Origin of the sequence: Nocardia sp. NPDC004860 (genome assembly GCF_040609015.1) — a bacterium.
Taxonomy (GTDB): domain Bacteria; phylum Actinomycetota; class Actinomycetes; order Mycobacteriales; family Mycobacteriaceae; genus Nocardia.
Map to the genome: position 1 here is coordinate 188530 of NZ_JBEXJI010000011.1, position 24978 is coordinate 213507.

A 24978-nucleotide genomic window follows, 5' to 3' on the forward strand; every position below is an offset into this window, starting at 1 on the left:
GTTGCCGCGAAGGGAGTCACCGCCGCGACAGCGCGGCGCCGGCAGAAGTCAGCCGAGCAATTGCTCGATGCGGGCAGTGCAGAAGCCGGTGATGTTCATCTCCGGCGGGAGCTGTACGCGGTGGGTCATGCGCAGCAGGGGAATCGACAACAGGGCGGCCGAGAAGACCTCGTGGTATTCGAGGTTGCGGACCTCGTGACCGGTCCGCTTCTCGTAGTAGGCGATGGTCTCGGCGCGGGTCGGTGTGCCCGGCAGCGGGGGATGGCCCTCGTACTCGCTGCACGCCCAGTCCAGGAACAGCAGCCAGGCCAGATCCGACTCCGGCGCACCGAGGTGGGCGATCTCCCAGTCGAGCACACCGCGGACCCGGAAGTCGTTGTCGTACAGTATGTTCGACATACGGGCGTCACCCCAGCAGAGGCACGGCTGCTCGGGTTCGCAGCGGTTGTCGCGCAGATACGCCACCGCCCGCCGGTAGGTCTCCGGCGGCGTTCCCTCGCAAGCCCACTTCAGTGCGGCGTCCAGATAGTTCACCCCCTGCTCGACGACCCCGGCGCCGTGCTCGGGAAACGCGAGGAAGTCCAATCGCAGTGCCCGCCAATCCAACTGGTTGACCTCGGCGATGGTGTCCACGCATCCCCACCACATGCGAGCCCGCTGCTCGGGTGTGGCCTCGAAGTAGTTCCCGGCGGCGTGATACGACGGATAGTCGCTCGGCGCCCGGCCTTCCAGCCGGTTCATCACGAAATACGGGCTGCCGAGCGGATTGTCGCCCCGCTCCAGCCAGGCCACGGCCGGCACCGGCAGCCCGGTGTCCGCCAGCCGGCGCATCACCAGCACCTGTCGCAGCAGGTCGTAGTCCGGGAACAGCGACAGGTCCGGTGGTCGTCGCAGGACCAGGGGAGTGCGGCCGGACTCGACCTCGACCTCGACCTCGAAAAGATAGGTCTCGGTGGCGAATCCGCGTTCGGTGCGCGCGAGCTCGAGCACTCGCGCGTTCCCCGCGAGCGACAGATGCTCGCGTACGGCCGGTTCCAGTGCCGTCGCCAGCTGCTCGGCCGGAATTCGGGTGGTGCTCACGGTCAGTACCCCTCGTACCCGTATCGCGCGTTGCGGCCCATGAACACCATTTCGACCAGCCCGTATCCGGCCTTGCCGGCGGTCTCGATGCGGCAGAAGGTCTCGCTGAGCATGCTGACCTGCCGCAGATCCGCGGTGTCGGTGAGGTCGGCGGTGAAGCCGTCGCTCCAGTCCGCGCCCTTCCACAGTCCGGAGGCGTAGCCGCGGTAGTGGTCGTATCCCGCGAGGCCGGGCCAGAAGCCGGAGACCGGCGTGATGGTGAATTCACGGTCGCGGCCGTCGGCGCCGCGCGCGGTGAAGCTGCCGCCGCTGACTATGCGGAAGTCGTCGCGGAAGGTCAGCGCGTGGTCGGTGGTGACGATCGGGACCGGCTGCGCGGCGGAGCCGATCGGGGCCAGCACGGTGCCCTCGAAGTGCCAGCGCTGCCCGTCGGCCGTCTCGCGCTGCGCGAAATGCACCAGCTCGTCCTCGAATTGGAAGATGCCCATGTAGTAAAGGACGCCGTCGGGGATGTCGCCCGGCTGCAGGCCTTCGCCCTCGCCGAGACTGCCGCCGCCCCCGCCGTGACGGGTGCCCCAGGAGTGGTCGCGCCCGAACCACCACGTCTCCGGATCGATTTCGAAGCGGCTGCCCGCTACCTCGATCCACCCGGAGATGCGCCCGTTCTGGTAGTAGCGGCGGGCGTCCTCGCGCACCCGGCCGCGGCTGCGGAAGAAGGCGGGTTCCTGTTCGTAGGCCGGGAACTGCCCCTCGAAGTCGAGTTGCAGCCGCACCCCGTGCTCGTTGTCGCCGAGCGTGGCGCGCACCTTGCGCAGCGGTTCGACGATCTCGTACCTGTACGGGCCGACCTGCCAGTCGGCGAGGCCGTCGTAGCGGCCGCCGATCTCGCGCGAGAGCCGGATCACGTGGGCGGTCTTGTCGCCGATCGTGATCATGGCGTAGGCGTCGAGCACATTGCGGTTGGGGTAGCGCGCCATGCCGGTCATCACGCTGATCTCGCCGGTGGTGTCGAAGCCGTACAGGACGACGCGTTCGGTCCAGCGCAGATCGCTCTGCTGGACGTGGTCGAAGGTGGTGGGGAGCTGGTGGGCGAGCAGTTCGTCCTGGGGCGTCAGCATGGGTGCCTCCTGAATTAGAATACGGGCCATACCGTATTTCAAATCGGACGACGATGTAACCTGTTTCAGAATTTGCCATCGACCCGAGCGAGAGGGGAGCCCCGTGACCGCAGCCACCGGGACCACCCGCCCCGGCCCCGGCCGACCCCGTGACCCGCAACTGGACGCCCTGGTACTCACCGCGACCCAGGAACTCCTGGTCCGCGACGGCTACCAGGCCACCACCATCGCGGCCGTGGCCCGGCGTGCCGGAGTCGTCACGACCTCGATCTACCGACGCTGGCCCGGCAAGCGTGCCCTGGTGGAGGATGCGATCTTCGCCCTGGACACCGAGAATCACCCGGTTCCCAGCGGCGACCTGCGCGCCGACCTACTGGCCTGGACGCGCCTGTTCCTCAATGCCGCCGCGCACCCGGCGGCGCGCTCGGCCATCCCCGGCCTGCTCTCGGAGTATCACGACGATCGGGAGAGCTACCGCCGCCTGCTCGACGGCGGCGAGCGGCCGACGATTCAGGCACTGCGCGAGCTGCTCATGGCCGCTGCCGAATCGGGTCAGGCGGCCGGCGCCTGCGATGTCGAGGCGATCTTCGAATTCCTGCGGGGTGCGACCCTGATGCGCGCGCTCACGCACGGCACCGAGGATGCCGACCACTTCAGCCGCCGCATCGCGGACGCGCTGCACGCGGTCGCGCAAACTCCCACGTCAGAGTAGGCCCCACCAGTAGATCAGGCAGGCCAGTACGAAGACGACCACGGTTTCCATCGGCAATCCCAATCTTCTTGGCGCACTTACCTACATGATGCCGTGTACCAGGCGGACAAGGCCACAAATCGGACGAACAAGATCGCTAACCGTTAGCCTGCCACACAAAGAACCCGCCCAGTCCGACACCCCTCGTGGTCGGACTCGGCGGGTTCTGCGCTGGCCTACCACCCCCTTCGCGGTAGGCCGTGTCCCCAATTGAGTACCGGTTGGTTGGTTTGCTGTGGCCGACCCGCCACCCCTCGTAGACGGGTCGGCCCCAGCGTTCCCACCCCCGGATGGTGGCTCGTTGGGTCCGCCGGTGCGTTCCGGCGTTGACACAAACGATGCCGAGCCGCGCTTGGCACGGCCTTAACAAGATCTTGTAATTGCGAAAATGCCTGCTGATGGGCAGTTTTCGTGGAATGCTGACCGTCAGGAGTGCAGCGCGGTCACCAGGTCGGCGATGGCGGCATCGGTGACCTGGTAACCCGGGAAGTAGCAGCAGGCGCGAGCGGCGCTGTCGCCGAAGCGGGTACGGATCAGCTCCGCGCATTCGACCGGTGTGCCGCTGACGGTGAGCGCGTCCACCATCGGGTCCTCGATGAGCCCGGCCATCTCCCGCCACCGCCCCTGCTTCGAGAGCAGGTTCAGCTCGGGTTGCAGCTCCGCCCAGCCCTCCACCTCCAGAACCGGACGGTAGGCGGGCGTGGAACCATAGAACGCCAGCAGGTTTCGTACCGCCCGGCGCGCCTCGAGCAGTTCTTGCTCCGAATTGCCCATGGCCACAATGGCTTCCACGATGATCTCGAAGGGCCGGGTCGAGTCCCCGCGCCCCTGCGCGACAGCGGCGAGGGTCCGCTCCCGGAAGTGGCGCTCGGTATTGAACGGCATCACCAGCAGTCCGTCGGCCACCTCCGCCGCCATGGTGGTCATGCGCGGCCCCAGTGCGCCGACCAGAACCGGCGGCGCCCCATGGGGATTCGGTCCCGGATCGAACTGCGGGGTCATGAGCGTGTGCTGCCAGAACCGGCCGCGGTAGTCCAGCCGCTCGCCGTCCTGCCAGGCCCGCAGGATCGCCTGCACCGCCAGCACGGTGTCGCGCATTCGCTCCACCGGCTCCGACCAGGTGCTGCCGTAGCGCCGCTCGATATGGGTCCGGATCTGACTGCCGAGCCCGAGCCGGAACCGCCCGCCCGACAACGACTGCAGATCCCACGCGGTGTGCGCCAGATGCATCGGGCTGCGCGGGAACGCCATGGCCACATTGGTCATGATGTCGACCCCGGACGTGGCGGCCAGTGTCAAGGGCAGGAACACGTCGTGCGCGCCCTCGAAGGTGAACACCCCGTCCACTCCGAGCTCGCGCAATCGCGCTGCGCGGGAGGCCGATTCGGCGAGCGGCGCGTTCAGCCAGATATCGACGGGCAGGCACACCGTGACTCCTCCTGATACGAGAAAACAACAGCCCCGGGCCGAGAGGTAGTAGGCCCGGGGCTGTTTCGGGTCAGCGGTGGTCGTGATCCGCTGACCCGCGCGGGGGAGCTACCAGGGAAGTAGCAGCACTCCTCCGCGGGCTTGTGGTCAGCCGATGAATTCGGCCGCCTTCTCGCCGATCATGTAGCTCGGCGCATTGGTGTTGCCGCCGGTGATGCTCGGCATGATCGAGGCGTCGGCCACGCGCAGGCCCTCGATGCCGTGCACCTTCAGCGTCGGGTCGACGACCGCGCGCTCGTCCACACCCATGCGGCAGGTGCCGACCGGGTGGTAGATGGAGTGCACGCGGTTGGGCAGCTCGCGGCGCAGCGCGGTCTCGTCCGCCCACTCCTGGCCCGGGAAGAAGTTCTCGGTGATGTCGCCCGCGATGCTCTTGTGCGACATGACCTCCCGGATCATCTTGATACCCTCGATCAGGAACTCGGTGTCCCACGGGTCGGTCAGGTAGCCCGGGTCGATGAGCGGCGAGGCGAACGGGTCGGCGGAGGCCAGCTTCAGTTCGCCGCGGCTCTTCGGGTAGATGAGGCTGGGCATGACGGTGAGTGCCGGGCGGCGGTCCACCAGGTGCAGCTTGTCGGCGTCCTGGTTGGGCGTCGGGTAGCTCCACGGCAGGGTGTGGATCTGCATGTCCGGGTGGTCGCCCTGGGCGAACTTGGTCTTGACGAAGCCGGCGGCCTCGAAGACCGTGCGGCCCATGAAGGAGCTGCCCGGGTTGCGCATCTCCTTGAGGATGCCGCGCGCGAAGTAGGTGGGGATGCCGCGGTGGATGGCCTTCTTGGACACGAAGGTCATGGGCACGAACAGGTGGTCGTGCAGGTTCTGGCCGACGGGCAGGTCGGCGACCACCTCGATGCCGAGGTCACGCAGGTGCCCGGCCGGGCCGATGCCCGAGAGCATGAGCAGCTGCGGCGATCCGACGACACCGCCGGAGACGATGACCTCCTTGGCGGCGCGCACGATGCGGCGCGAGCCGTTCTTCTCGGCGATCTCGACGCCGGTGGCGCGGCCGTTCTCGATCACCACGCGGGTGGCCTGCACGTGGGTGAGCACGGTCAGGTTCGAGTTCGGCATGTTGGTGATGAAGCCGCGCGAAGAGCTGTAGCGCACACCGTCTTTCACGCTCTGCTGGAAGATCGAGAGGCCTTCCTGCGACGCCCCGTTGTAGTCCTCGATGATCGGTGCCCCGAGGGTCTCGGACGCGGCGGTCATGAACTCCTCGGAGATCGGGGTGATCTCGCGGGGGCGGGTGACCTCGATCGGGCCGCCGGTGGCGCGGTAGTCGTCCGCGCCGTCGACCCAGTTCTCGAGGCGCTTGTAGGCGGGCAGGACCTCGTCGTAGCTCCAGCCGGTGTTGCCCTCGGCGGCCCAGGAGTCGAAGTTGGCGCGGTTGCCGCGCACGTAGAGCATGCCGTTGATGGAGCTGGAGCCGCCCAGCACCTTGCCGCGGGTCATCGGGATCAGGCGGTCGTTGGCGTGCTTCTGCGGGACCGAGTACTGCTTCCACGCCACCAGCTTCTTCAGCTGCGGAACCGTGTGGACCATCGAGATCATGCCGGGGCGGGTGACCAGCTGGGTGTTGTCCTTGCGCCCGGCCTCCAACAGGATCACGCTCGCGCCACGCTGAGCGAGCCGTCCGGCCAATACTGCACCGGCGCTGCCCGCGCCAACGACGACGTAATCGGCTTCGGACGTGGAGCCCGGGGAAGCGGTCATATCAGTTACCTCATCTTCGAGTGTGCCTGGCATCACTGTAGAACAAGTTCTAGTCTGCCGACACATTGGACATGATGTCCAGTCACAAGATCGACTTCAGGGCGGGTTGAGCGATCTTGCGGGCGCGGCGAGTTCTTGTTGAACATGTTGCAGATCCACTGCTGCGGGGTAGCTGCACCGCAGGGCGTGCGGAAACCCGGGGATCGGAGGCCGGAAACGCTGCCCAGCCGCAGGTCGGCATGGTTCAATTTCTGTGAAACACGTTCCAATTTCGTGATCATAGCGGCACCTTGCCCGAGGAGGAACAGTGTCTGTTCCGTCATTACCGGCCGGCTTCGACTTCACCGATCCCGCGCTCTGGGCCGACCACAGCCCCGCCGAGGAGTTCGCACTGCTGCGCCGCACCGCGCCGGTCTGGTGGAATGCCCAGACTCCCGAGCAGGCCGCACCCATGGACGACGACGGTTACTGGGTGATCACCCGCCACGAGGATGTCAAGGAGATCTCCCGCAGACCGGAACTCTGGTCCTCGAATCGCAAGGGCTCCATCATCAAAATGCCCGCCGACTCCGAACCCGAACAACTCGAACTCGGGCGCGAGGCGCTGCTGGTGAATATGGATCCGCCCAAGCACACCAAGATCCGGCGCATCGTCTCCAAGGGATTCACCCCGCGCGCCATCGAGGGATTGCGGGCCGCGCTCACCGAACGCGCGGCAAAGATCGTGCGGGAGGCGAAGGCGAGTGGCGGCGGCGATTTCGTCCAGCAGGTGGCGTGCGAGCTGCCGCTGCAGGCCATCGCGGAACTGCTCGGCGTGCCGCAGGACGACCGCCACAAGCTGTTCACCTGGTCCAATCAGCTGCTCAACTACGACGATCCGGAATTCGCGGGCAACAATATGACCGCCAATGCCGAACTGCTCGGCTATGCCTACAACATGGCCGAACAGCGCCGGGCCCGCCCGGTCGGCGATATTGTTTCCCAGCTGGTGACCGCCGATGTGGACGGCGAGGCCCTGGGCTCGGACGAGTTCGGATTCTTCGTCATCCTGCTGTCGGTGGCGGGCAACGAAACCACCCGCAATGCCATCGCGCACGGCATGAAAGCCTTTGTGGATCACCCCGATCAGTGGGCGCTGTACAAGGAGCGCCGGCCGCGCACCGCACCCGATGAAATCGTGCGCTGGGCGACGCCGGTCTCGGCCTTCCAGCGGACCGCCGTGCGCGACACCGAAATCGGCGGGCAGAAAGTTCTGGAGGGGCAGCGGGTGGGGCTGTTCTACAGCTCCGCCAACTTCGACGAGGAGGTCTTCGACCACCCCTTCGAATTCGATGTGGAGCGCGATCCCAATCCGCACGTCGGATTCGGCGGGACCGGAAACCACTTCTGCGTGGGCGCGAATCTGGCGCGGCTGGAGATCGACCTGATGTTCAATGCCATTGCCGACGCCATGCCGGAAATCACCGAGGTCGCGCCGCCGCAGCGGCTGCGGTCGGGCTGGATCAATGGGATCAAACACTGGCGGGTGAGCTACTCCTGAACCGGTGACCTCATCGAACTCGTTCTACTATTCGTGTTTGTGACCAATCTTCGCGAGATTCCGCTGCGCACGCTGACCGACAAGCCCACCACACTGGCCGAACTGGCCGGCGACAAGGTCGTGCTGCTGGTCAATGTCGCCTCCAAGTGCGGGCTCACCCCGCAGTACACGGGCCTGGTCGAACTGCAGCAGACCTACGGGCCGCAGGGCTTCACCGTGGTCGGCGTGCCGTGCAACCAGTTCATGGGCCAGGAGCCCGGCACGGCCGAGGAGATCGCGGAATTCTGTTCCGCCACTTACGGGGTGGACTTCCCGCTGCTGGAGAAGAGCGAGGTCAACGGCGAGGGCCGGATTCCGCTGTACCAGGAGCTGACCCAGGTGGCGGACGCGGCCGGCGAGGCCGGGGACATCCAGTGGAACTTCGAGAAGTTCCTGATCGGGCGCGATGGCGCGGTGCTGGGGCGCTTCCGTCCGCGCACCGAGCCGAAGGATCCGGCCGTGGTCTCCGCCCTCGAGGGCGCGCTGTAACTCAGCGGGCTTCCCTATAGCTCAGCTCTACGACGGCCGTGCCCGGCGGCGGTACCGCACCGCGCACGGCTGTTGCAGCCGCATCACCATCCGGGAATGGTCGTTGCGGTAGCGGTCCGATGGCTGCGTGAGCTCGAATTCCCAGTCCCGCAGCAGGATCGAGAAGATGGCCTCCAGCTGCATCAGCGCGAAGGCCGCGCCGACGCAGCGGTGGCGGCCCGCGCCGAAGGGTATCCAGGTCCAGCGGTTGGCCAGATCCGCCTGGTTCGGGTCGAGGTAGCGGACCGGGTCGAAGCATTAGGGATCCGGGAAGTCCTCCGGGATCCGGTTGGAGACAGCGGGACTCGCGGCCACCAGGATCGATACGGTGGCCGCGCACCCCGAACCGGTTTCAGCTCCGCAGCACGCGCAGCGCGAATTTCTCCATGCGATCGGCGATCTCGGCGTAGGACACATAGCCCATGCCCGCGCGCACCAGTGCGCCCGCGTAGATCATTTCGAGTGTTTCCACGAGTTCGGGATCGGCGTCCGAGCCCAGCGCGTCGATCAATCGCCGCCGGATCTCGCCACCGATCCGCAGCCGCAGATGCGCCACATCCGGATCGGTCCCCAGCAGCGCGGCCGTCACCGCGCCCGCGAGGGTCGGCTCGTCGGCCAGTAGCAGCGCGATCTGCCGCAGTACCGCCAGCACCCGCGCGGTCGAATCGGCGCCCTCGCCGGCGGGCGGCTCGGTGGCGGCCAATCGGCGCCAGAACATCTCCGCGACCAGGTGTTCCTTCGACGAGAAATACGTGTACGCGGTGGCCGTGCCCACCCCGGCCTGCGCCGCCACCATGCGCACGGTGAGCCCGGCGAATCCCTCCCGCGACAGCACATCCATGGCCGCCTGGGTCAGGCGGTCCACGGTATCGGCCTGCTTCTCGGTGAGTCGCCGGCGAGTGGCCTCCATGCTCACCGCAGGGCGGGCGGAAAGGGGATCAGACACGTGTCCGGATGCTACTATGGCCGAGCCCGCCGAGCAACTCGCGGTATGCGTGAACCGTATGAATGAGGGCGCATCGGAAAGGCTTTCGAATGAACCGCATCGCGCTCCAGGTCACCGCGCGCGAGATGTCGGCACTGATCGAGCGGATCAACAGAACGTGGCCGCTCGACGAGGCTCGCGCATTGGCCGAGGCCGCGCACGCTTATGCGGGCAAGGGCGTCATTCTGGAAGTCGCCGCTCACGCCGACGAGGCTGTGCCGGGTAATCCCGACAAGGCCGCGCCGGGTGATTATGGCAGCGAGGTTCGTGGGTGGCGTACGCCGCTGCGTCTGCTCCTGATCGCCGAGCCGGGCTCCGATGCCGCCGCGGAGCTCGCCTACGACGACTGGGCTCATTGGATCGCCGGTGGCGGGCTGCTCGTGCTCCGCGACGCGGATGCCCTCTATCGCCGAGTCGCGGCGGGTGGGAAGTTCCGCGAGCTCGCTGCGGTCGGGGCGCTGCGAATCCTGCAACGGATCGCCGCCTGTAATTAGACCGCGTGCGGCACGAATCCTATTGTTTGCCAGAGATTTTCAAGGCGTGTCTCGGTTATCTTGCTTCCGTGTCTTCTGATTCGAAATTATGATCGAATCTATGAGTGAATCAGCTGGTGAGGGCTTCGCTGCCGTGCAGGTGGTGGAGCGACTCCGTGTGGTGCACTCGATGATTGCTGCGGCTCAGGCCGAAGAGGTCGAGTTGATGACGCAGCTGTATCGGCTGCGGCGCGAGCAGCAGTTGCAGCTGGGGGTCGGTGCGTTGTATGCGGGGGAGGATGCGGCCACCGAGATCGGGATCGCGCTGAAGGTGTCGCAGCGGTCGGCGGACGGGCTGATCGCGCTCGGTCTGGGCTTGGACAACCGATACAGCGGTACTCGCGAGGCTTTCGCCGATGGGCGGATCGACCTGCCACGGGTGCGGGCGATCAGTGAAACGCTGGCCAATGCTTCCGAGGATCTGGTGGCCGAGCTGGAGTCGCGGATTGTTGCGTATGCGGAGAAGGCTGAGCCGCAGCGGGTTCGGCGGACCCTGCGGCGGTGGCTGCTGGAGGCGGATCCGGCGGGTCGGGCCGCGCGGCGCAGGTCCGCCGAGGCGGACCGGTATGTGAAGGTCACCGCGGCCGATGACGGCACCGCGCTGCTCGACGGGGTGCTGCCCGCCGCCGGTGGGCAGGCGCTCTATGAACGGTTGCGGGAAATGGCGACCACCCAGTGCTGCGGGAACGACCCGCGCACCACCAACCAGCGCCGGGCTGACGCCTTGGTCGCGCTGGCTGACGGCCGCGGTCGCCTCACCTGCGAATGTGGGCGCGCCGACTGCCCCCGCACCGATACGGGCGAGCCGACTCCTGCGGCGCGCAAAGCCCTTGTGCAGGTCGGGGTTTCGGCGGAGACGCTGGCCGGTCTGCAGGACAACCCGGCACTGCTCGCGGGTCTCGGTGCGATCGATGCCGACCTGGCCCGCCAGATCGCACGGCATGCCCGCTTCGACATCATCACCGACCCGGCCGCTCGGCCACCCGCACCCGCGGCACGGCCCACTGATTCCGAGTTGCGATACCGCCCTGCGGCCCGAGCGGCCAGGCGAGTTCGCGCTCTCGACGGTGGTTGCCGCGCACCGGGCTGCGGAGTTCCCCCTGCCGGAACCGATCTCGACCATCAGGATCGATTCGATCACGCGGACCCCGAAAATGGCGGCCGCACAGTCGAGTCCAATCTCGGATGCCGGTGTCGTCGCCACCATCGCCTGAAGACACTCGCCGACAATGGGGCCAATGGCTGGCAGGTCGTTCACCATCCGGACCGGAAGGTCGAATGGCGCACGCCCTCGGGTGGTTCGGTGATCACGTCCCCGGAGGGTGCGAAGTTCCTGTTCCCGGCGCTGGCGGTGCCGCCGGTCACCGCTGCCGGAGTTCCGGATGCCGAACCGATTCGGCCCCTGATCGATCCGGGCCCGGTCGTCAACGCCATGACCGAACTTGTCCACGTCTATTGCACGCCCGGCCAGCGGCGGGCGGTACGTTCACACGTCGGGACCTCCCGCGTCACTATGTGATTCAGATGCATGAGGCCAGGTAACTCGGGGGAAGACAACCAGGGTGGATGACTGGCAACTGGATTCCTCGCGCGGTGATGCACCTGGAAGTGTGGTTGCGTCGCCTGCCCTACCGGACTTTCGCTGACGCGGCTCGAGAGCCGTGACCTCGGTCCCGGCCGACGGACTGCACGGATCACCTTTTAGGACAAAACAGAACAAACCGAAAGAACCGAAAGCTCGGCTGTTCGCCGGTGGCGCAGTTTCCGACAACCGTTGCGTTCCTCTATTGCGCAACCGACCTCCACGCCCGCGGTCTATTACGGGCGGGGAGGTCGGTGTTGCTCCTGGCTGCGAGTGGGACGGGTCAGGCGGTGGGGGTGGTCAGGCCCAGCGGGGTGAGCTTGCCTGCCAGGCGGTCTAGATAGGCGAGGACGTCGGATTCGGGTTTGTCGGGGAGGCCGTAGAGGACGTCGGTGACGCCGGCTTCGGCCCAGGCCGAGAGTTTTTCGGGGTCGGGTTTGTGGGCGAGGGCCACCACGCGGGGGGTGCCTTCGCGGCCTGCTTCCTGCCAGTGCTTCATCAGCAGGGTGGTGGCGGCGGAGACGTCGGATTCGTAGGGGGTGGTGATCCAGCCGTCGCCGGAGCGGGCGATCCATGTGAAGGTCTTCTCGGTGCCGCCGGCGCCGATGAGGACGGGGATGTGGGATTGGATCGGCTTGGGCCAGGCCCAGCTGGGGCCGAAGGAGACGAAATCGCCGGAGTAGGAGGCTTCTTCCTCGGTCCAGAGGGCGTGCATGGCTTCGATGTATTCGCGCAGCACGGTGCGGCGCTTGTTGCCGGGTACGCCGTGGTCGGTGAGTTCGTCGGTGTTCCAGCCGAATCCGGCGCCGAGGGTGACGCGGCCGCCGGAGAGGTGGTCCAGGGTGGCGATGGTCTTGGCGAGGGTGATGGGGTCGCTCTCGGTGGGCAGCGCTACCGCGGTGGACAATTCGATGCGGGAGGTGACCGCGGCGGCCGTGCCGAGGGCCACCCATGGGTCGAGGGTGCGCATGTAGCGGTCGTCGGGGAGTTCGGAGGTGCCGGTCTGGGGGTGGGCCGCGTCGCGTTTGACGGGGATGTGGGTGTGCTCGGGGACGAAGAAGGAGTCGAAGCCTCGATCCTCGGCGGCCTTGGCGGCGGCCGCGGGTGTGATGCCGCGGTCGCTGGTGAACAGGACGATGCCGAATCGCATGGGGGACGGCTCCTTTCAGAGCTGCTTGGCGGCGGAGACGCCGGCGCGGCGGCCGTAGAAGCTGCCGTCGCCGAGGGAGCAACCGGAGGCGTAGCCGCCGGCGCAGATGCCGGAGGTGACGCGGCCTGCGGCGTACAGGCCGGGGATGGGTTCGCCTGAGACGTGGAGGACTCGGGAGTCCAGATCGGTGCGCAGGCCGCCGAGGGTGAAGCCGCCGGTGTAGCCGCGCAGGTCGTACGCGCCGAGCGGGGTGCGGATGGGTTTGACCCACTCGGTCTTCTTGTGCAGCAGCGGATCCTCGCCCTGCTCCGCGTGGTGGTTGTAGAGGTCGACGGTGGCCTGCAGGGTGTGCTCCGGCAGGCCCATCTCGCTCTCCAGTTCGGCGACCGTCTCGGCCACCCAGGTCGGCGCGGTGCGCAGGAACGACAGCGAGGACTTGCTCTCCATCGCCTCCTCCAGCGCGAGTTCGTCGATCACCAGGTACGCCTGATTGCCCTGTTCCTGCAGCACGGCCTGACCCATGCGCCCGGCGTAGGTGTCCTCGGTGATGAAGCGCTGCCCGCGCCCGTTCACCAGGATGCCGCGCGCCACCACCTGCGGGTCCACCACCAGCGCCACCTCGGTGGCGTCCATGTGCGCGAGATCCGCGCCCAGCGCCTGGGCGACCCGGATGCCGATGCCGTCGTGCTCCTCGACGGTGGCGGTGGGCCGGCCGGAGATCTTGGGCGCGTAGCGCTGCACCATTTCATGGTTGTAGGCGAAGCTTCCGGTGGCCAGGACCACGCCGCGTTCGGCGCGCACGTGTACCGGCTTGCCGTAGCGGGTGGCGGCCACGCCCACCACGCGACCGGTCTCGTCGACGATGAGCCGGCGCAGGCGCACGTCGTATTCGTGTCGCACGCCGAGTTCGCCGGCCTTGTGGGCGAGGGGCTCCATCAGCATGTAGCCGCCGCCCTTCTCGCCCAGTTTCTTGTCCTTGGTCCAGGCCAGGTGACCGCGCGGCGCGGGCGGGATCGAGTCCTTGAACGGCGCGGCGTTCTCGCCGCCGGAGTACATCAGGCCCTGGTCGCCGGGCGGCTCGTAGCCGGGCTCGCCCCAGAATTCCTCCTTGAACGGAACACCCTGGGCGACCAGCCAATCGAAGTGCTCGATACTGCCCTGGCAGTAGTCGTGGATCTTGGCCTTGTCGACGCCCGGACCCAGGGCCGCAGTGAGGAATGCCTCCATGTTCTCGGCGGTGTCCTCGAAGCCCAGTTTCCGCTGCAGCGCGGTACCGCCGCCGAGATAGATGAAGCCGCCGGACATGGCGGCCGCACCGCCCCAGCCGCCGGTGCGTTCCAGCACCAGGACATCGGCCCCCGAGCGTGCGGCCTCGATGGCCGCGCACACCCCGGCGATGCCGAAGCCGACGACCACGACGTCGGCCCGGTCATCCCAGGTCTCGACCTCGCTGGCCAGAAGCGGTCGGACGCTTGCGGTTTCCGCCATTGTCTCTGTATTCCTCACTGCGGGTTGGGATTACTTCTTCTTGTCCTTGGCGAGCGTCTTGCGAATGACGCCGTCCAGTTTGGTGGCCGCGGGCCAGCCCACGTAGTGGGCCAGGAACACCGCGATCTCACGCAGTTGATCGGCGTCGAGCTCGCCATTGCGCAGGGCCGCGCCGACCTGGATCTCCGCGATCTCCGAATGTCCCTGCGCCGTGATGGCGCCGAGCAGCAGCAGCCGCCGGTCGCGCAGTGACAGGCCGGGCCGATTCCAGATGTCGGCGAACAGGTGATCGACGGTGACCTCGAAGAACGGATCACCGGCCAGGTTCGGCAGCTCGAACCCGTACACCTCCGACATCTTCTTCAGGCCCTGCTGCCGCTGCTCGGAGGGACTCTGATCCGTTGTCATGACTGCTCCTTCGCGATCGTTCCGGGCCCCACGCCGAGCCCGTCACCCAGGTCGTGCAATGCGCGCCGCGCCAGCGGCAGGTCGACATCCAGCCGTCCGGCCAGGTCCAGCGCCAGCGCCAGATCCTTCTCGCCGAGGTCGCGGACGTGGCCGAGAATCGGGAACCAGAAATCGTCCGCGGCGACCGGCGTGGTGGTCTTGCGCAGCATGATCGCGCCGGGCCCGCCGGTGTGCGAGTCGGAATGCCGGACCACCTTGCCGAGCGCGGCGATGTCCAGCCCGCCCGCCTCGGCCAGTCGCTGCGCCTCCGACGCGGCGGTGAAGGCGACGAAGTGCAGCAGGTTGCGTGCCAGCTTCATTCGCGTGCCCGCACCGACCTCGCCGGCGTGGATGACCAGGGATCCGAAGCGCCCGAACGGTTCCCGCACCGTTTCGAAGGCGGCGGCGCTGCCGCCCACCATGACCGCGAGCTCCCCACGCTGCGCGGCCGGCGCGCCGCCGCTGATCGGCGCGTCCACGAATTCCACGCCGTGCGAGGCGCATTCGGCGTCGAGCTCGACGGCGGTGCGATCGGAGATGGTGGAGTGCACGGCGATGACGGTGCCCGGTTTCGCGGTCTGCAACAGCCCGTCGGGGCCGGTCACGACCGAGCGCACCTGGTCGTCGTCGAGGACCACGACCGAGACGACGCCGCAGCGCTGTGCCACCTCGGCGGCGGTGGCGGCGGCCGTCGCGCCCGCGTCGGTGAACGGCTGCACCGCGTCCGGCCGCATGTCGCACACCACCAGCCCGCCCGGCCAGCCGACCAGGCGCTGCGCCATCGGCGCGCCCATATTGCCGAGTCCGATGAACCCGACCGAGATTTCCTGGTTCGCACTCATGGCCGGAAGACCTGCCCCCCATCGACATTGAGCACCTGCCCGGTCACCCAGGCGGCATCGTCGGACAGCAGGTACAGGCACGCCCCGACCATGTCCTCGGTGGTGCCGAGCCGCTCGAGCGCCATCTGCTTCACCAGCTGATCCACGAACTGGTCCGGCACGATGCTGCGGGTGGCCTCGGTGTCGGTGGGCCCGGGTGCGATGGCGTTGACCCGAATCTTGGAGTGCCCCAGCTCGTGTGCCAGCTGCTGGGTCAGGCTGTTGATGCCCGCCTTGGCCAATCCGTAGAACCCGGAGTAGGTCCAGGCCGCGGTGGACGACTGATTGACGATCGACCCGCCACCCTTGGCCGCGATGTGCTGGTACACCGCGCGCGTCATGTTCAGCGCCCCATCGAGATTCACGGCCATGAACTTCTTGTAGTAGTCCCACGGCACGGTGAGCAGGATGTCCAGCTTCATGTCGCCGTAGATGGCGGCATTGTTGACCAGGTGATCGATGCCGCCGAACTCGGCGACGGTGAAGTCGGCGACCGCTTTGGCGGAGGCCGGATCGGCCACGTCGACCTGCGCGAAGACCGCGACGCCGCCGGCGGCGGTGATCTCCTTGGCGACGGTCTCGCCCAGTTCGCTGTTGAGGTCGGCGACAACCACTTTCGCGCCCTCGGCGGCCAGCGCCCGTGCGTAGGCGGCGCCGATGCCGCGCGCGGCGCCGGTGACGATGATCGACCTGTCGGTGAATCGGTTCATGTCAGTTCTCCTCAGACACCGGTCGCGATGAGTTTGGTTTCGGTGTATTCCTCGAAGCCGAGGACGCCCATTTCCCGGCCGATGCCGGACTGCTTGTAGCCGCCGAAGGGCGCGTCGGCCGAATACCAGATGCCGCCGTTGACGCTGAGCGTCCCGGTGCGCACGCCCTCCACGACCGCGCGCAGCCGCTCGGGATCGCGTCCCCAGACCGAGCCGGACAGGCCGTAGGGGGAGTCGTTGGCGATGCGGACGGCATCCGCGTCACCGTCGTGCGGGATGACGATGAGGACGGGCCCGAAGATCTCCTCCTGTGCCACGGTGGAGCTGTTGGGCAGCCCCGTGATCAGGGTCGGTTCGATGTACCAGCCGCCGGCGCGCTCGGGGCGTCTGCCGCCGGTGACGATGGTGCCGCCCTCGGCGCGCGCGATCTCGAGATAGCGTTCGACGCGTGCCAGCTGCCGCTCGGAAATGACGGGGCCGCAGACGGTTCCGGGTTTCGACGGATCCCCGGGCTTGATCCCGGCCAGGGTGCGCGCGGCCGCTTCGACCGCCTGATCGTGCAGTGCACGCGGCACCAGCAGGCGGGTGCTGATCGCACAGCCCTGCCCGGCGTGCACGCACACCCCGAACGCCGCGTAGCTGACCGCCGCGGTGATATCCGCGTCGTCCAGCACGATGAACGCCGATTTCCCGCCCAGCTCCAGGAACACCTTCTTCAAAGACGTTGCCGCAGCGGCCATGACGGCCCGGCCGGTCTGGGTCGACCCGGTGAACGAGATCATGTCCACCCGCGGATCGGTGACCAGCTGGGCGCCCAGCCCGTGGTCGTCGGAGGTGACGATATTGACCACCCCGGCTGGAATATCGGTCTCCTCGGCGATGATCCGTCCCACGGCTGCCGCGCACCACGGTGTATCGGGCGCGGGCTTGAGCACCACCGTGGTTCCCGCCGCGAGCGCCGGGCCCAGCTTGGCGAAGTTGATCTGGTGCGGGAAATTCCAGGGCGTGATCGCCCCGACGACGCCGATGGGTTCGCGGCGCACCCGCCGCGCACTCTTGATTCCCATGGGTGAGGCGATGCCGAGATCGGTTTCCCACGCGTAGTTCTCGGCGAGGCCGGCGAAGTACCCGAGATCGCCGACCGGGCCCTCCAGCTGCGGCCCGCTGGTCAGCATGCGGGGTGCGCCGGCCTCGGCGATGGTGATCTCGCGTAGTTCCTCGAGGTGCCCGCGCAGCGCGTCCCGCAGCTGCCGCAGGCAGGTCGCGCGAAATCCCGGATCGCGCGACCAGTCGGTGGTGTCGAAGGCGGTACGGGCGGCGGCGATGGCCGCGTCCATATCGGCGGCGTCGGCATTGGCGGCGTAGCCGAGGGTTTCCCCGGTGGCGGGGTTGGCGGTGGTGAACACACCGCCGCCGCCGGGCGTCAGCTTGCCGCCGATCAGCAGGTGCGAACCGCCGTCGGGGACGAGATCGCTCGGGCTCATAGGTAGCTCCCATGCTGTCCGGACACGTGTACGGACTATAGGTTCGTGGCTCGGATACGCGCAAGAACCTGTTTCAGTTTGCGCGGACTTTGCCGATTTGGTTCGCGGGATTCCGTTGTCAGGCGATCCCGTCGCTAGTACCGTACAGACACATGTCCAGCTACGTGTCTCCGTTGCTGGAAAACGTTCATCGGCTCCGATGAACGCGTTATCGAAGACGAGGTGCAGACACCATGACCGCAGCCTCCCTAGAGCCGCTGCTGTTCGACCCCTACGACTACCGCATCCACGAGGACCCCTACCCCGTGTACCAGCGGTTGCGCACCGAGGCGCCGGTGTACCACCACCCCGACCTGGACTTCTGGGCACTGTCCCGGCACGCCGACGTGACCGCCGGGTTCCGTGACAACATCCGGCTCTCCAGCACCAACGGCGTCTCCCTGGACCCCGCCGCCTGGGGTCCGCACGCCTGGCGGACCATGTCCTTCCTGGCCATGGACGATCCGCGGCACCTGCGCCTGCGCAAACTGGTCTACCAGGGCTTCACGCCGCGCCGGGTCACCGAGATGAGCGATCGCATCCGCGACATCACCCGGCGCTATCTCGAACCCGCGCTGGCCGGAGGCGATTTCGACTGGATCGACGCGGTGGCGGGACAGGTCCCGATGGACGTCATCTCCGAACTGCTGGGCGTCCCCGAATCCGATCGCACCGAACTGCGCAGGCTCGCGGACCTGCTGGTGCATCGCGAGGAGGGCGTGCTGGATGTGCCGGTCGCGGCCATGGAGGCCGCCCTGCAGCTGGCGGGCTACTACCACGAGATGCTGGAGGCCCGGAAGCGGCAGCGCACCGACGATCTGACCTCGGCCCTGCTCGACGCCGAGGCCGACGGGGACCGGCTCACCGACGAGGAGATCCTCGGATTCATGTTCCTCATGGTGGTCGCCGGGAACGAGACCACCACGAAACTGCTGGGCAATGCGCTGTATTGGGCGGGCCACAATCCCGGCGAGTATGCCAAGGTCGCCGCCCATCCGGAACTCGTGGCGGACTGGGTGGACGAGACGCTGCGTTACGACGCGTCGAGCCAGATTCTGGCCCGCACCGCCGCCGAGGATCTCGAGTACTACGGGCAGACGATTCCGCGGGGCGCCAAGGTGCTGCTGCTCGTCGGTTCCGCCAATCGCGACGCCGCCGTCTTCCACGACCCGGACCGCTACGACATCGAACGCGCCGACAAGAGCGGGCTGATCAGCTTCGGCCGCGGCGTGCATTTCTGCCTGGGTGCGCACCTGGCCCGGCTGGAGGCCTCGATCGTGCTGGGGGAGTTCGCGGCTCGCGTGCCCGCCTTCGGCATCGGTGAATCCGGTTGCCGGCGCGTGCATTCGGTGAATGTGCGCGGATTCGCCCACCTGCCCGTCTCCGTGGAGGTCCGTCGATGACCCGTTTCCCCGCACATCCCGGCCGCCGTCCCGCCATGGTCGCGGGCGCGTCCTCCGGCATCGGCGCCGCCACGGCGGAAGCCCTTGCCGCCCTGGGGCATCCGGTCGCGCTCGGCGCACGCCGGGTGGAGATCTGCGAGACCCTCGCCGAGAAGATCCGCGCCGCCGGCGGTGAGGCGTTCGCCGGACGGCTGGACGTCTCCGACACCGATTCGGTGCACGAATTCGTGACCGCCGTCGAAGCAGCGCTGGGCCCCACCGAGATCCTGGTCTCCGGTGCGGGCGACCTCGAATTCGGGCAGGCCTGGGAAATGGATCCCGACGTCTTCGAATCCCAGGTCCGCGTGCACCTGGTCGGCGCGCAGCGCCTGGCGCACCGGGTGCTACCGGGCATGATCGAACGGCAGCGCGGCGACTTCGTCGTCATCGGCTCCGACTGCGCGGTCCGGGTGCGTCCCGGCGCGGGCGCGTACAACGCGGCCAAGACCGGGGTGGAGGCCTTCGCCACCCAGCTGCGCATGGAGCTGGAGGGCACCGGGGTGCGCTCGTCCATCGTCCGCCCGGGGCAGACCCTCACCGGCATGGGCATGCAGGCCACCCCGGAAGTCGTCGGCCCGCTGCTGGAGAACTGGGTGAAATGGGGCTTCGCCCGGCACCCGCAGTTCCTGCGGCCGGCCGATCTCGCGGCGGCCGTGACCGCGGTCGTCTCCACCCCGCGCGGCGCCCACCTGGTGCTGGTGGAGGTGCAGCCGGAAGCGCCGATCCAGGACAGGAAGGACGCCTCCTGATGCGACTGATCGTCGATCTCGATCTCTGCCAGGGCCACGCCGTCTGCCAGGACGAGGCCCCCGAACTCTTCCAGGTGCCCAAACAGGGCCAGGTCCGGATCCTGCGCCCCGACCCCGGCGCCGACCTGGAGGCGGCCCGCGCCGCCGTCCGCTACTGCCCGACCCAGGCGCTGTCGCTGGTCGACGACAGCGCCGCCGAATAGCGCAACCCGAACAGAAGGAGGCCGCGGTGAGCTGGTCCCGCGACGAACTCGACGAGATGATCCGCCGCTGGGTGGACGAGAACAAACAGTGTGAGGCCCAGGGCGATTGGAAGCCGCTCGAGCACTTCTACACCGAGGACGCCACCTACGGCTGGAACTACGGCCCGCAGCAGGAGTTCATGGCCGTCGGTCGCGACGAGATCCGTGACATCGCGCTCGGCCAGGAGATGTTCGGCCTGGAGGGCTGGACCTATCCGTATCAGGAATTCGTGGTCGACGAGCGCAGCGGCAGCGTCATCGGCTTCTGGAAGCAGGTCAACGAGGGCCGGCGGGCGGATGGCCGGCCCTACAGTCCGGAGGGCATCGGCGGCAGCTGGTTCCGCTACGCGGGTGACTACCGGTGGTCCTGGCAGCGCGACTTCTTCGACTTCGGCAATGTGACCGCGCTTTTCGTCGAGATGATCTCGAACGACGCGCTATCGTCCGGAATGCGCAAGCGCATGGAACGGGCCATGACGGGCGAACCGCTGCCCGGCTGGTACCCCGTCGGAAAGGGGCCGGTGCCCCTGTGGTGAACAGCAGATTCGAAGCCCTGACCAGATCCGAACTGGCCCTGCTGGTTCCGGAGTTGCTGCTGTGCGGCCACCTCATCGACCGCTCCGGCATGGCGCACGTGCTGGGTGCGCTGGGCCGGGAAGGCATGACGGCGGTGGCCATCGAGGAATGGCAGCTGGCCAGCCCGGTCTACACCCGGCGCATGCGGCGGGCGCTCGACATCACCGGCGACGGCGTGGACGCCATCTTCAAGGGCTTCCAGCTGGATATCGGCGCGCCACCGCAATTCATGGACTTCCGCTTCCGGGTGATCGACCACGACCACGGCGAATTCCACCTGGATCACTGCGGCGCGCTCGCCGACGTGGAGCCGATGGGCACCGAGTTCGTGGTCGCCATGTGCCACGACATCGAAGACCCCACCTTCGACGCGACCGCACTCGCCACCAACCCCTACGCGCAGGTCCGCCCGGTGCACCGCCCACCCCGCGAGCCCGCCGATCGGCTGGAACATCCCAAGAAGCCGGTGTGCGCGTGGACCGTCACCATCGATCCCGCCCACGAGCCCCCGGTCCCGCCCGACGACGCGCAGGTGGTGGCCGGATCCGAAGCCGCCGCCACGGTATTGGCGCCCATCGACCCGGAAGATCCGGGACAGCACGACTATTCGGGTCCGCTGCTGAGCGATCTGCGCTTCGCGGACTTCTCCCGCTCCGCGCTCATCCGGATCGCCGACGAGGTGTGCCTGCAGCACCATCTGCTCACCCTCGGCTACCGGACCGCCGTCGAGGCCCGGACGAAACCCGATGTGGCGCTGGATATCCTGCGCAAGCAGTGGACGGGAATCGCCGGCCTCACCGCCGAGCGCATCCGCACGGCGCTCGGGCTCGGCGACGACGCGGCGGCGCTGGCCAAGGTGCTGCGGCTGCATCCCGCCTTCAATCCGGCCGTCTACGTCGACATCCAGGTCGCCACCGAGACCATCGGCGGCGAACAGCTGGTGGAACTGCGGATCGGCCGCGGCTGCGGCGCGATCGACGACGGTGCGTGGCCCGCCCTGCTCGACCCCGAGCACCTGGCCCCGCTCGACGCACTGGTGCGCGGGGTCAACCCGCGTTTCCACACCCGGGTCCGCTCCGTCGACGAGTGCGGCCTCACCCTCGAAATCGGTTGCGCGGACCTGCCGTACCGCGAGGCCGACGAGGTCGCCATCACCCGGTTCAGCTCCGGGGCCGCCTTCACCTTCACCGACCGGGGCATCCCGCTGCCGCTCACCGTCCTGTAGCCGGAACACACCAGGAGATACGGCCATGGCGTGCACTTTCGCCGACCTCTACGAACACTCCGCCGACGCCGTGCCGGACCGGACCGCCGTCATCGAGGGCCCGCGCCGGCGCACCTTCGCCGAACTCGACGCCCGCGCCAACCGGCTGGCCCACCACCTCACCGCCGCCGGCGCGGGACCGGGGACCCACATCGGCTTCCACATGCACAACGGCATCGAGAGTCTCGAAACACTGCTGGGCTGCTACAAGATTCGCGCGGTGCCGGTCAATATCAACTACCGGTACCGCGCGGAGGAACTGCGCTACGTCTACGACAACGCCGACCTCGAGATGACGGTGCACCACCGCTGCTACGCGCCGCTGATCGAGGAAATCCGGCCGCAATTGCCGAAGCTGCGGCACACCCTGGTGGTGGAGGACGATCAGGGCGGCGCGGGGCTGCCGACCACCTCCGTCCCGTACGAGCAGGCGCTCGAATCCGGTTCGCCCGAGCGGGATTTCGGGCCGCGCAGCGCCGACGATCACTTCATCATGTACACCGGCGGCACCACCGGCCTGCCCAAGGGCGTCATCTGGCGGCAGGAGGACATGTGGCGGGTGCTGGGCGGCGGCATCGACTTCTACACCGGTGAACCCGTCGCCGACGAGTACCAGCAATCCCGCGCGGGGGCCGGGAACCCTTCGCCCATGACCTGGTTCGTGCTGCCGCCGCTCATCCACGCCGCCGCCATGATGCCCACCTTCACCGCGCTGTGGTCAGGCAACGCGGTGCTGTTCCAGCCGCGCTTCGACGCCGACGAGGTGTGGCAGGTGGTGGCGCGGGAGCGGCCCCAGGTCCTGGTGGTCACCGGCGACGCCATCGCCCGGCCGCTGGTGGACTCCTACCGGGCCGCGCCGGTGGACGCGTCATCGCTGATCTCCATCGGCTCCGGCGCGGCCCAGCTCACCCAGCCGGTGAAGAACGCACTGCTGGAACTGTTCCCCAACACACTGGTCACCGAATCCATCGGCTCCTCCGAAACCGGTTTCGGCGGTATCGGATTCGCGCAGAAGGACGATGATCCGGCCCGTGCGCCGCGGGTGCACACCGGGCGCGGGGCGCTGGTGGTGGACGACGCCGGGCGGCCCGTCGCGCCGGGCGGCGAGGGCTGGGTGGCCAAGACCGGCAATGTGCCGATCGGCTACTACAAGGATCCGGTCAAGACCGACAAGCTCTTCCGCACCGTGGACGGGGTGCGCATGGTCATCACCGACGATCGCGCGCGCGTGGAGTCCGACGGGTCCGTCACCCTGATCGGCCGCGGCAACATGGTCATCAATACCGGCGGGGAGAAGGTCTTTCCGGAAGAGGTCGAGGCCACCGTCAAGGCCCATCCCGCCGTCTACGACGCGGTTGTGATCGGGGTGCCGCACGAGCGCTGGGGGCAGCTGGTGGCGGCCGTGGTGTCGCCGGCCGCGGGCGCGATCGACTTCGCCGCGCTGGCGGAGCACGTGCGCGCGCGTCTCGCGGGATACAAACTGCCGCGGCGGATCTGGGTGGCCGAGACCGTCACGCGCACGCCGAGCGGTAAGCCCGACTACCGCTGGGCCAAGGGTTATGTGGCCGAGCGGGGACCCGACTACGAGGCGAGGTGAAGAAACTCGGTGAAACAACCGGCGTCCGTCACTGAAACCTGTTCTAATTCTGGCATGGAGGCGCATACCGTACTCGGCGAACAGGTCCGCATGCCGGTGCAGATCCGGCACGCGGACGCCTGCTCGGCGCTGTTCCTCGTCGACGCCGCCGCGGCCCGCGACCTGCTCACCGGCACCGGGCTGGAGCCGATCACGACGCTGCCCGGAAGAGCCGTGCTCTCCCTGGCCTTCGTCCGCTACATCGACGGGGACCTCGGGCCGTACCACGAATTCGCCTTCTCGCTCATGGCCAGACAGCCGGGACGCAAGAACAGCACCGGGGCGTACATCCACTGGCTGCCGGTCAACCAGAGCTTCACCTGTGAAGCGGGACAATCCATCTGGGGCTTCCCGAAGCTCATGGCCGATATCGACATCACGCCGGACGGGCGCGGGCACCGCTGCGAGGTCCGCGTCGACGGGCAGTTCGTGCTCGCGCTGCGGGTCGCCGACGGCTTCCGCATGCCCGGTGGCGCGGGCGGGGCATCCATCGACGCGTACACCGCCCGCAACGGAATCCTGCGGCGCACACCGTGGGTCATGAATCCGGCCCAGGTCCGGGGACGGCCGGGCGGTGCGCGGATCGAACTCGGAGACCATCCGGTCTCCGAGCAATTGCGGGCGCTGGGACTCCCGGCGCGCGCACTGTTCTCCAGCCGGATCGGCGCACTCCGCATGACCTTCGAGGACGCCGCGACGGTATTGCAGACCCGGGAGGTCCGATGAGCCGGACGGCACTCGTCACCGGAGCGGCCAGCGGCATGGGCCGCATCGTCGCGCAGCGACTCGCCGCCGCGGGCTGGCAGGTGGCCGCGGTCGACCTGAACGCCGACGGCCTGGCCACCATGGCCGCGCGCTCGCCCAACACCCACACCTACGCGTGTGACGTGTCGGATTCCGCGCAGGTCCGCGCCGTCGTCGACAAGGTGCGCGCGGAACTGGGCACCATCGACCGCCTGGTGCACGCGGCCGGCATGGCGCACGTGCACGCCTCCGTACTGGACCACGACGTGGCCCAGATCCGGAAGATGATGGACATCAACTACATCGGCACCGTCAACCTCTGCCAGGCCGTCATCCCCGCCATGAAGCAGGCCGGCGCCGGCACCGTGGTGCTGTTCGCCTCGCTCGCGGGCTGGCTGCCCTCACCCGGCATGGCCGGGTACACGGCCTCCAAGCACGCGGTGGTCGGCTTCGCCGACAGCCTCTCCTACGAACTGCACGGCACCGGCGTGCGGCTGCTCGTGCTCTGCCCGCCCATGGTGGAGACCCCGTTCCTGGACGCGGTCCGCAAGGAGAACGCCAGCGTGCTCGGCAACGCCGGCGGCGCCACGCCCGAGAGCATTGTCGACGCGCTGGAAAAGGCACTGGCCAAACCGAAGTCGCCGCTGTTCGTCTTCCCCGGACAGGCGCGACCGGCGTATCTCATGCGGAGGCTGCTGCCCGGCCTGGCGCGGGCCATCGTCCGGCGCACGGTGCACCCCACCGAGTAATCCCCCCGAACGTGGATGCC

The 24978-nt window shown here is 68.1% G+C and carries 25 protein-coding genes and 1 pseudogene; 13 read left to right on the plus strand and 13 right to left on the minus strand.

Annotation, left to right across the window (positions count from 1 at the left end):
• Window positions 1-48 precede the first annotated feature (48 nt).
• Window positions 49-1080 (minus strand): phosphotransferase family protein, encoded by a 1032-nt coding sequence (locus ABZV44_RS21710; RefSeq protein ID WP_354838954.1) that lies wholly within the window; start codon window positions 1078-1080, stop codon window positions 49-51.
• Between the two features lie 2 nt (window positions 1081-1082).
• The gene (locus ABZV44_RS21715) at window positions 1083-2198 is read right to left on the minus strand and encodes a hypothetical protein (RefSeq protein WP_354838957.1); all 1116 of its coding nucleotides are present in this window, start codon (window positions 2196-2198) and stop codon (window positions 1083-1085) included.
• 103 nt (window positions 2199-2301) lie between these two features.
• Here ABZV44_RS21715 and ABZV44_RS21720 point away from each other — a divergent pair, with 103 nt between their 5' ends.
• Complete coding sequence (locus ABZV44_RS21720; RefSeq protein WP_354838960.1) at window positions 2302-2910, plus strand: TetR/AcrR family transcriptional regulator; 609 nt, start codon at window positions 2302-2304, stop codon at window positions 2908-2910.
• A 465-nt stretch (window positions 2911-3375) separates the two neighbouring features.
• On the opposite strand, the gene ABZV44_RS21725 is transcribed toward ABZV44_RS21720, so the two are convergent.
• The 3 genes from ABZV44_RS21725 to ABZV44_RS21735 all read right to left on the minus strand — a co-directional run bounded on the left by ABZV44_RS21725 (window position 3376) and on the right by ABZV44_RS21735 (window position 6431).
• On the minus strand, window positions 3376-4371 hold the full coding sequence (locus ABZV44_RS21725) for a TIGR03617 family F420-dependent LLM class oxidoreductase (RefSeq protein WP_354839113.1): 996 nt from the start codon (window positions 4369-4371) through the stop codon (window positions 3376-3378).
• 153 nt (window positions 4372-4524) lie between these two features.
• Window positions 4525-6150: a GMC family oxidoreductase N-terminal domain-containing protein gene (locus tag ABZV44_RS21730; protein ID WP_354838963.1), complete on the minus strand. Its 1626-nt coding sequence runs from the start codon at window positions 6148-6150 to the stop codon at window positions 4525-4527.
• A gap of 32 nt (window positions 6151-6182) precedes the next feature.
• Entirely contained in the window at window positions 6183-6431 is a 249-nt protein-coding gene (locus ABZV44_RS21735) for a hypothetical protein (RefSeq protein ID WP_354838966.1), read from the minus strand.
• Window positions 6432-6457: 26 nt separating this feature from the next.
• Here ABZV44_RS21735 and ABZV44_RS21740 point away from each other — a divergent pair, with 26 nt between their 5' ends.
• Together ABZV44_RS21740 and ABZV44_RS21745 are read left to right on the plus strand one after the other, a co-directional pair.
• On the plus strand, window positions 6458-7690 hold the full coding sequence (locus tag ABZV44_RS21740; protein WP_354838969.1) for a cytochrome P450: 1233 nt from the start codon (window positions 6458-6460) through the stop codon (window positions 7688-7690).
• Window positions 7691-7729: 39 nt separating this feature from the next.
• Window positions 7730-8218 carry a glutathione peroxidase gene (locus ABZV44_RS21745; RefSeq protein ID WP_354838972.1) on the plus strand — a complete coding sequence of 163 codons (489 nt, stop codon included), beginning with the start codon at window positions 7730-7732 and terminating at the stop codon, window positions 8216-8218.
• A gap of 27 nt (window positions 8219-8245) precedes the next feature.
• Here the strand turns inward: ABZV44_RS21745 and ABZV44_RS21750 are convergent.
• Window positions 8246-8575, minus strand: a pseudogene (locus ABZV44_RS21750) (cytochrome P450); the annotation flags it as partial.
• Window positions 8576-8609: 34 nt separating this feature from the next.
• Complete coding sequence (locus ABZV44_RS21755) at window positions 8610-9173, minus strand: helix-turn-helix domain-containing protein (RefSeq protein WP_354839116.1); 564 nt, start codon at window positions 9171-9173, stop codon at window positions 8610-8612.
• A 119-nt stretch (window positions 9174-9292) separates the two neighbouring features.
• Here ABZV44_RS21755 and ABZV44_RS21760 point away from each other — a divergent pair, with 119 nt between their 5' ends.
• Window positions 9293-9736, plus strand: coding sequence for a hypothetical protein (locus ABZV44_RS21760; protein ID WP_354838975.1), 444 nt, complete (start codon window positions 9293-9295; stop codon window positions 9734-9736).
• Between the two features lie 100 nt (window positions 9737-9836).
• Complete coding sequence (locus ABZV44_RS21765) at window positions 9837-11294, plus strand: DUF222 domain-containing protein (protein ID WP_354838978.1); 1458 nt, start codon at window positions 9837-9839, stop codon at window positions 11292-11294.
• A gap of 346 nt (window positions 11295-11640) precedes the next feature.
• On the opposite strand, the gene ABZV44_RS21770 is transcribed toward ABZV44_RS21765, so the two are convergent.
• The 6 genes from ABZV44_RS21770 to ABZV44_RS21795 are packed head-to-tail and all read right to left on the minus strand — an operon-like array spanning window position 11641 to window position 17517.
• A complete protein-coding gene (locus ABZV44_RS21770) occupies window positions 11641-12507 on the minus strand; it encodes an LLM class F420-dependent oxidoreductase (RefSeq protein WP_354838981.1) in 867 nt (288 codons plus the stop codon).
• 15 nt (window positions 12508-12522) lie between these two features.
• On the minus strand, window positions 12523-13995 hold the full coding sequence (locus ABZV44_RS21775; protein ID WP_354838984.1) for an FAD-dependent oxidoreductase: 1473 nt from the start codon (window positions 13993-13995) through the stop codon (window positions 12523-12525).
• A gap of 30 nt (window positions 13996-14025) precedes the next feature.
• The gene (locus tag ABZV44_RS21780) at window positions 14026-14403 is read right to left on the minus strand and encodes a carboxymuconolactone decarboxylase family protein (protein ID WP_354838986.1); all 378 of its coding nucleotides are present in this window, start codon (window positions 14401-14403) and stop codon (window positions 14026-14028) included.
• Window positions 14400-15284 carry an NAD(P)-dependent oxidoreductase gene (locus tag ABZV44_RS21785; RefSeq protein ID WP_354838989.1) on the minus strand — a complete coding sequence of 295 codons (885 nt, stop codon included), beginning with the start codon at window positions 15282-15284 and terminating at the stop codon, window positions 14400-14402. Before ABZV44_RS21785 ends, ABZV44_RS21780 begins: the two co-directional genes overlap by 4 nt.
• Window positions 15281-16033 (minus strand): SDR family oxidoreductase, encoded by a 753-nt coding sequence (locus tag ABZV44_RS21790; RefSeq protein ID WP_354838992.1) that lies wholly within the window; start codon window positions 16031-16033, stop codon window positions 15281-15283. Before ABZV44_RS21790 ends, ABZV44_RS21785 begins: the two co-directional genes overlap by 4 nt.
• Before the next feature lie 11 nt (window positions 16034-16044).
• On the minus strand, window positions 16045-17517 hold the full coding sequence (locus ABZV44_RS21795) for an aldehyde dehydrogenase (protein ID WP_354838995.1): 1473 nt from the start codon (window positions 17515-17517) through the stop codon (window positions 16045-16047).
• 233 nt (window positions 17518-17750) lie between these two features.
• On the opposite strand from ABZV44_RS21795, the gene ABZV44_RS21800 reads away from it, so the two are divergent.
• The 8 genes from ABZV44_RS21800 to ABZV44_RS21835 are packed head-to-tail and all read left to right on the plus strand — an operon-like array spanning window position 17751 to window position 24958.
• Window positions 17751-18959: a cytochrome P450 gene (locus ABZV44_RS21800; RefSeq protein ID WP_354838998.1), complete on the plus strand. Its 1209-nt coding sequence runs from the start codon at window positions 17751-17753 to the stop codon at window positions 18957-18959.
• Window positions 18956-19747, plus strand: a complete 792-nt coding sequence (locus tag ABZV44_RS21805) for an SDR family oxidoreductase (protein WP_354839001.1) — start codon at window positions 18956-18958, stop codon at window positions 19745-19747. Before ABZV44_RS21800 ends, ABZV44_RS21805 begins: the two co-directional genes overlap by 4 nt.
• Entirely contained in the window at window positions 19747-19950 is a 204-nt protein-coding gene (locus ABZV44_RS21810) for a ferredoxin (RefSeq protein ID WP_354839004.1), read from the plus strand. The genes ABZV44_RS21805 and ABZV44_RS21810 overlap by 1 nt, the downstream gene beginning before the upstream one ends.
• A gap of 56 nt (window positions 19951-20006) precedes the next feature.
• Window positions 20007-20525: a nuclear transport factor 2 family protein gene (locus tag ABZV44_RS21815; protein WP_354839119.1), complete on the plus strand. Its 519-nt coding sequence runs from the start codon at window positions 20007-20009 to the stop codon at window positions 20523-20525.
• Window positions 20522-21790 (plus strand): hypothetical protein, encoded by a 1269-nt coding sequence (locus tag ABZV44_RS21820; protein WP_354839007.1) that lies wholly within the window; start codon window positions 20522-20524, stop codon window positions 21788-21790. Before ABZV44_RS21815 ends, ABZV44_RS21820 begins: the two co-directional genes overlap by 4 nt.
• A 25-nt stretch (window positions 21791-21815) precedes the next feature.
• Entirely contained in the window at window positions 21816-23426 is a 1611-nt protein-coding gene (locus ABZV44_RS21825) for an acyl-CoA synthetase (protein ID WP_354839010.1), read from the plus strand.
• A 54-nt stretch (window positions 23427-23480) separates the two neighbouring features.
• Window positions 23481-24191, plus strand: coding sequence for an acetoacetate decarboxylase family protein (locus tag ABZV44_RS21830; RefSeq protein WP_354839013.1), 711 nt, complete (start codon window positions 23481-23483; stop codon window positions 24189-24191).
• Window positions 24188-24958, plus strand: a complete 771-nt coding sequence (locus tag ABZV44_RS21835; protein ID WP_354839016.1) for an SDR family oxidoreductase — start codon at window positions 24188-24190, stop codon at window positions 24956-24958. The genes ABZV44_RS21830 and ABZV44_RS21835 overlap by 4 nt, the downstream gene beginning before the upstream one ends.
• Window positions 24959-24978: the final 20 nt, after the last annotated feature.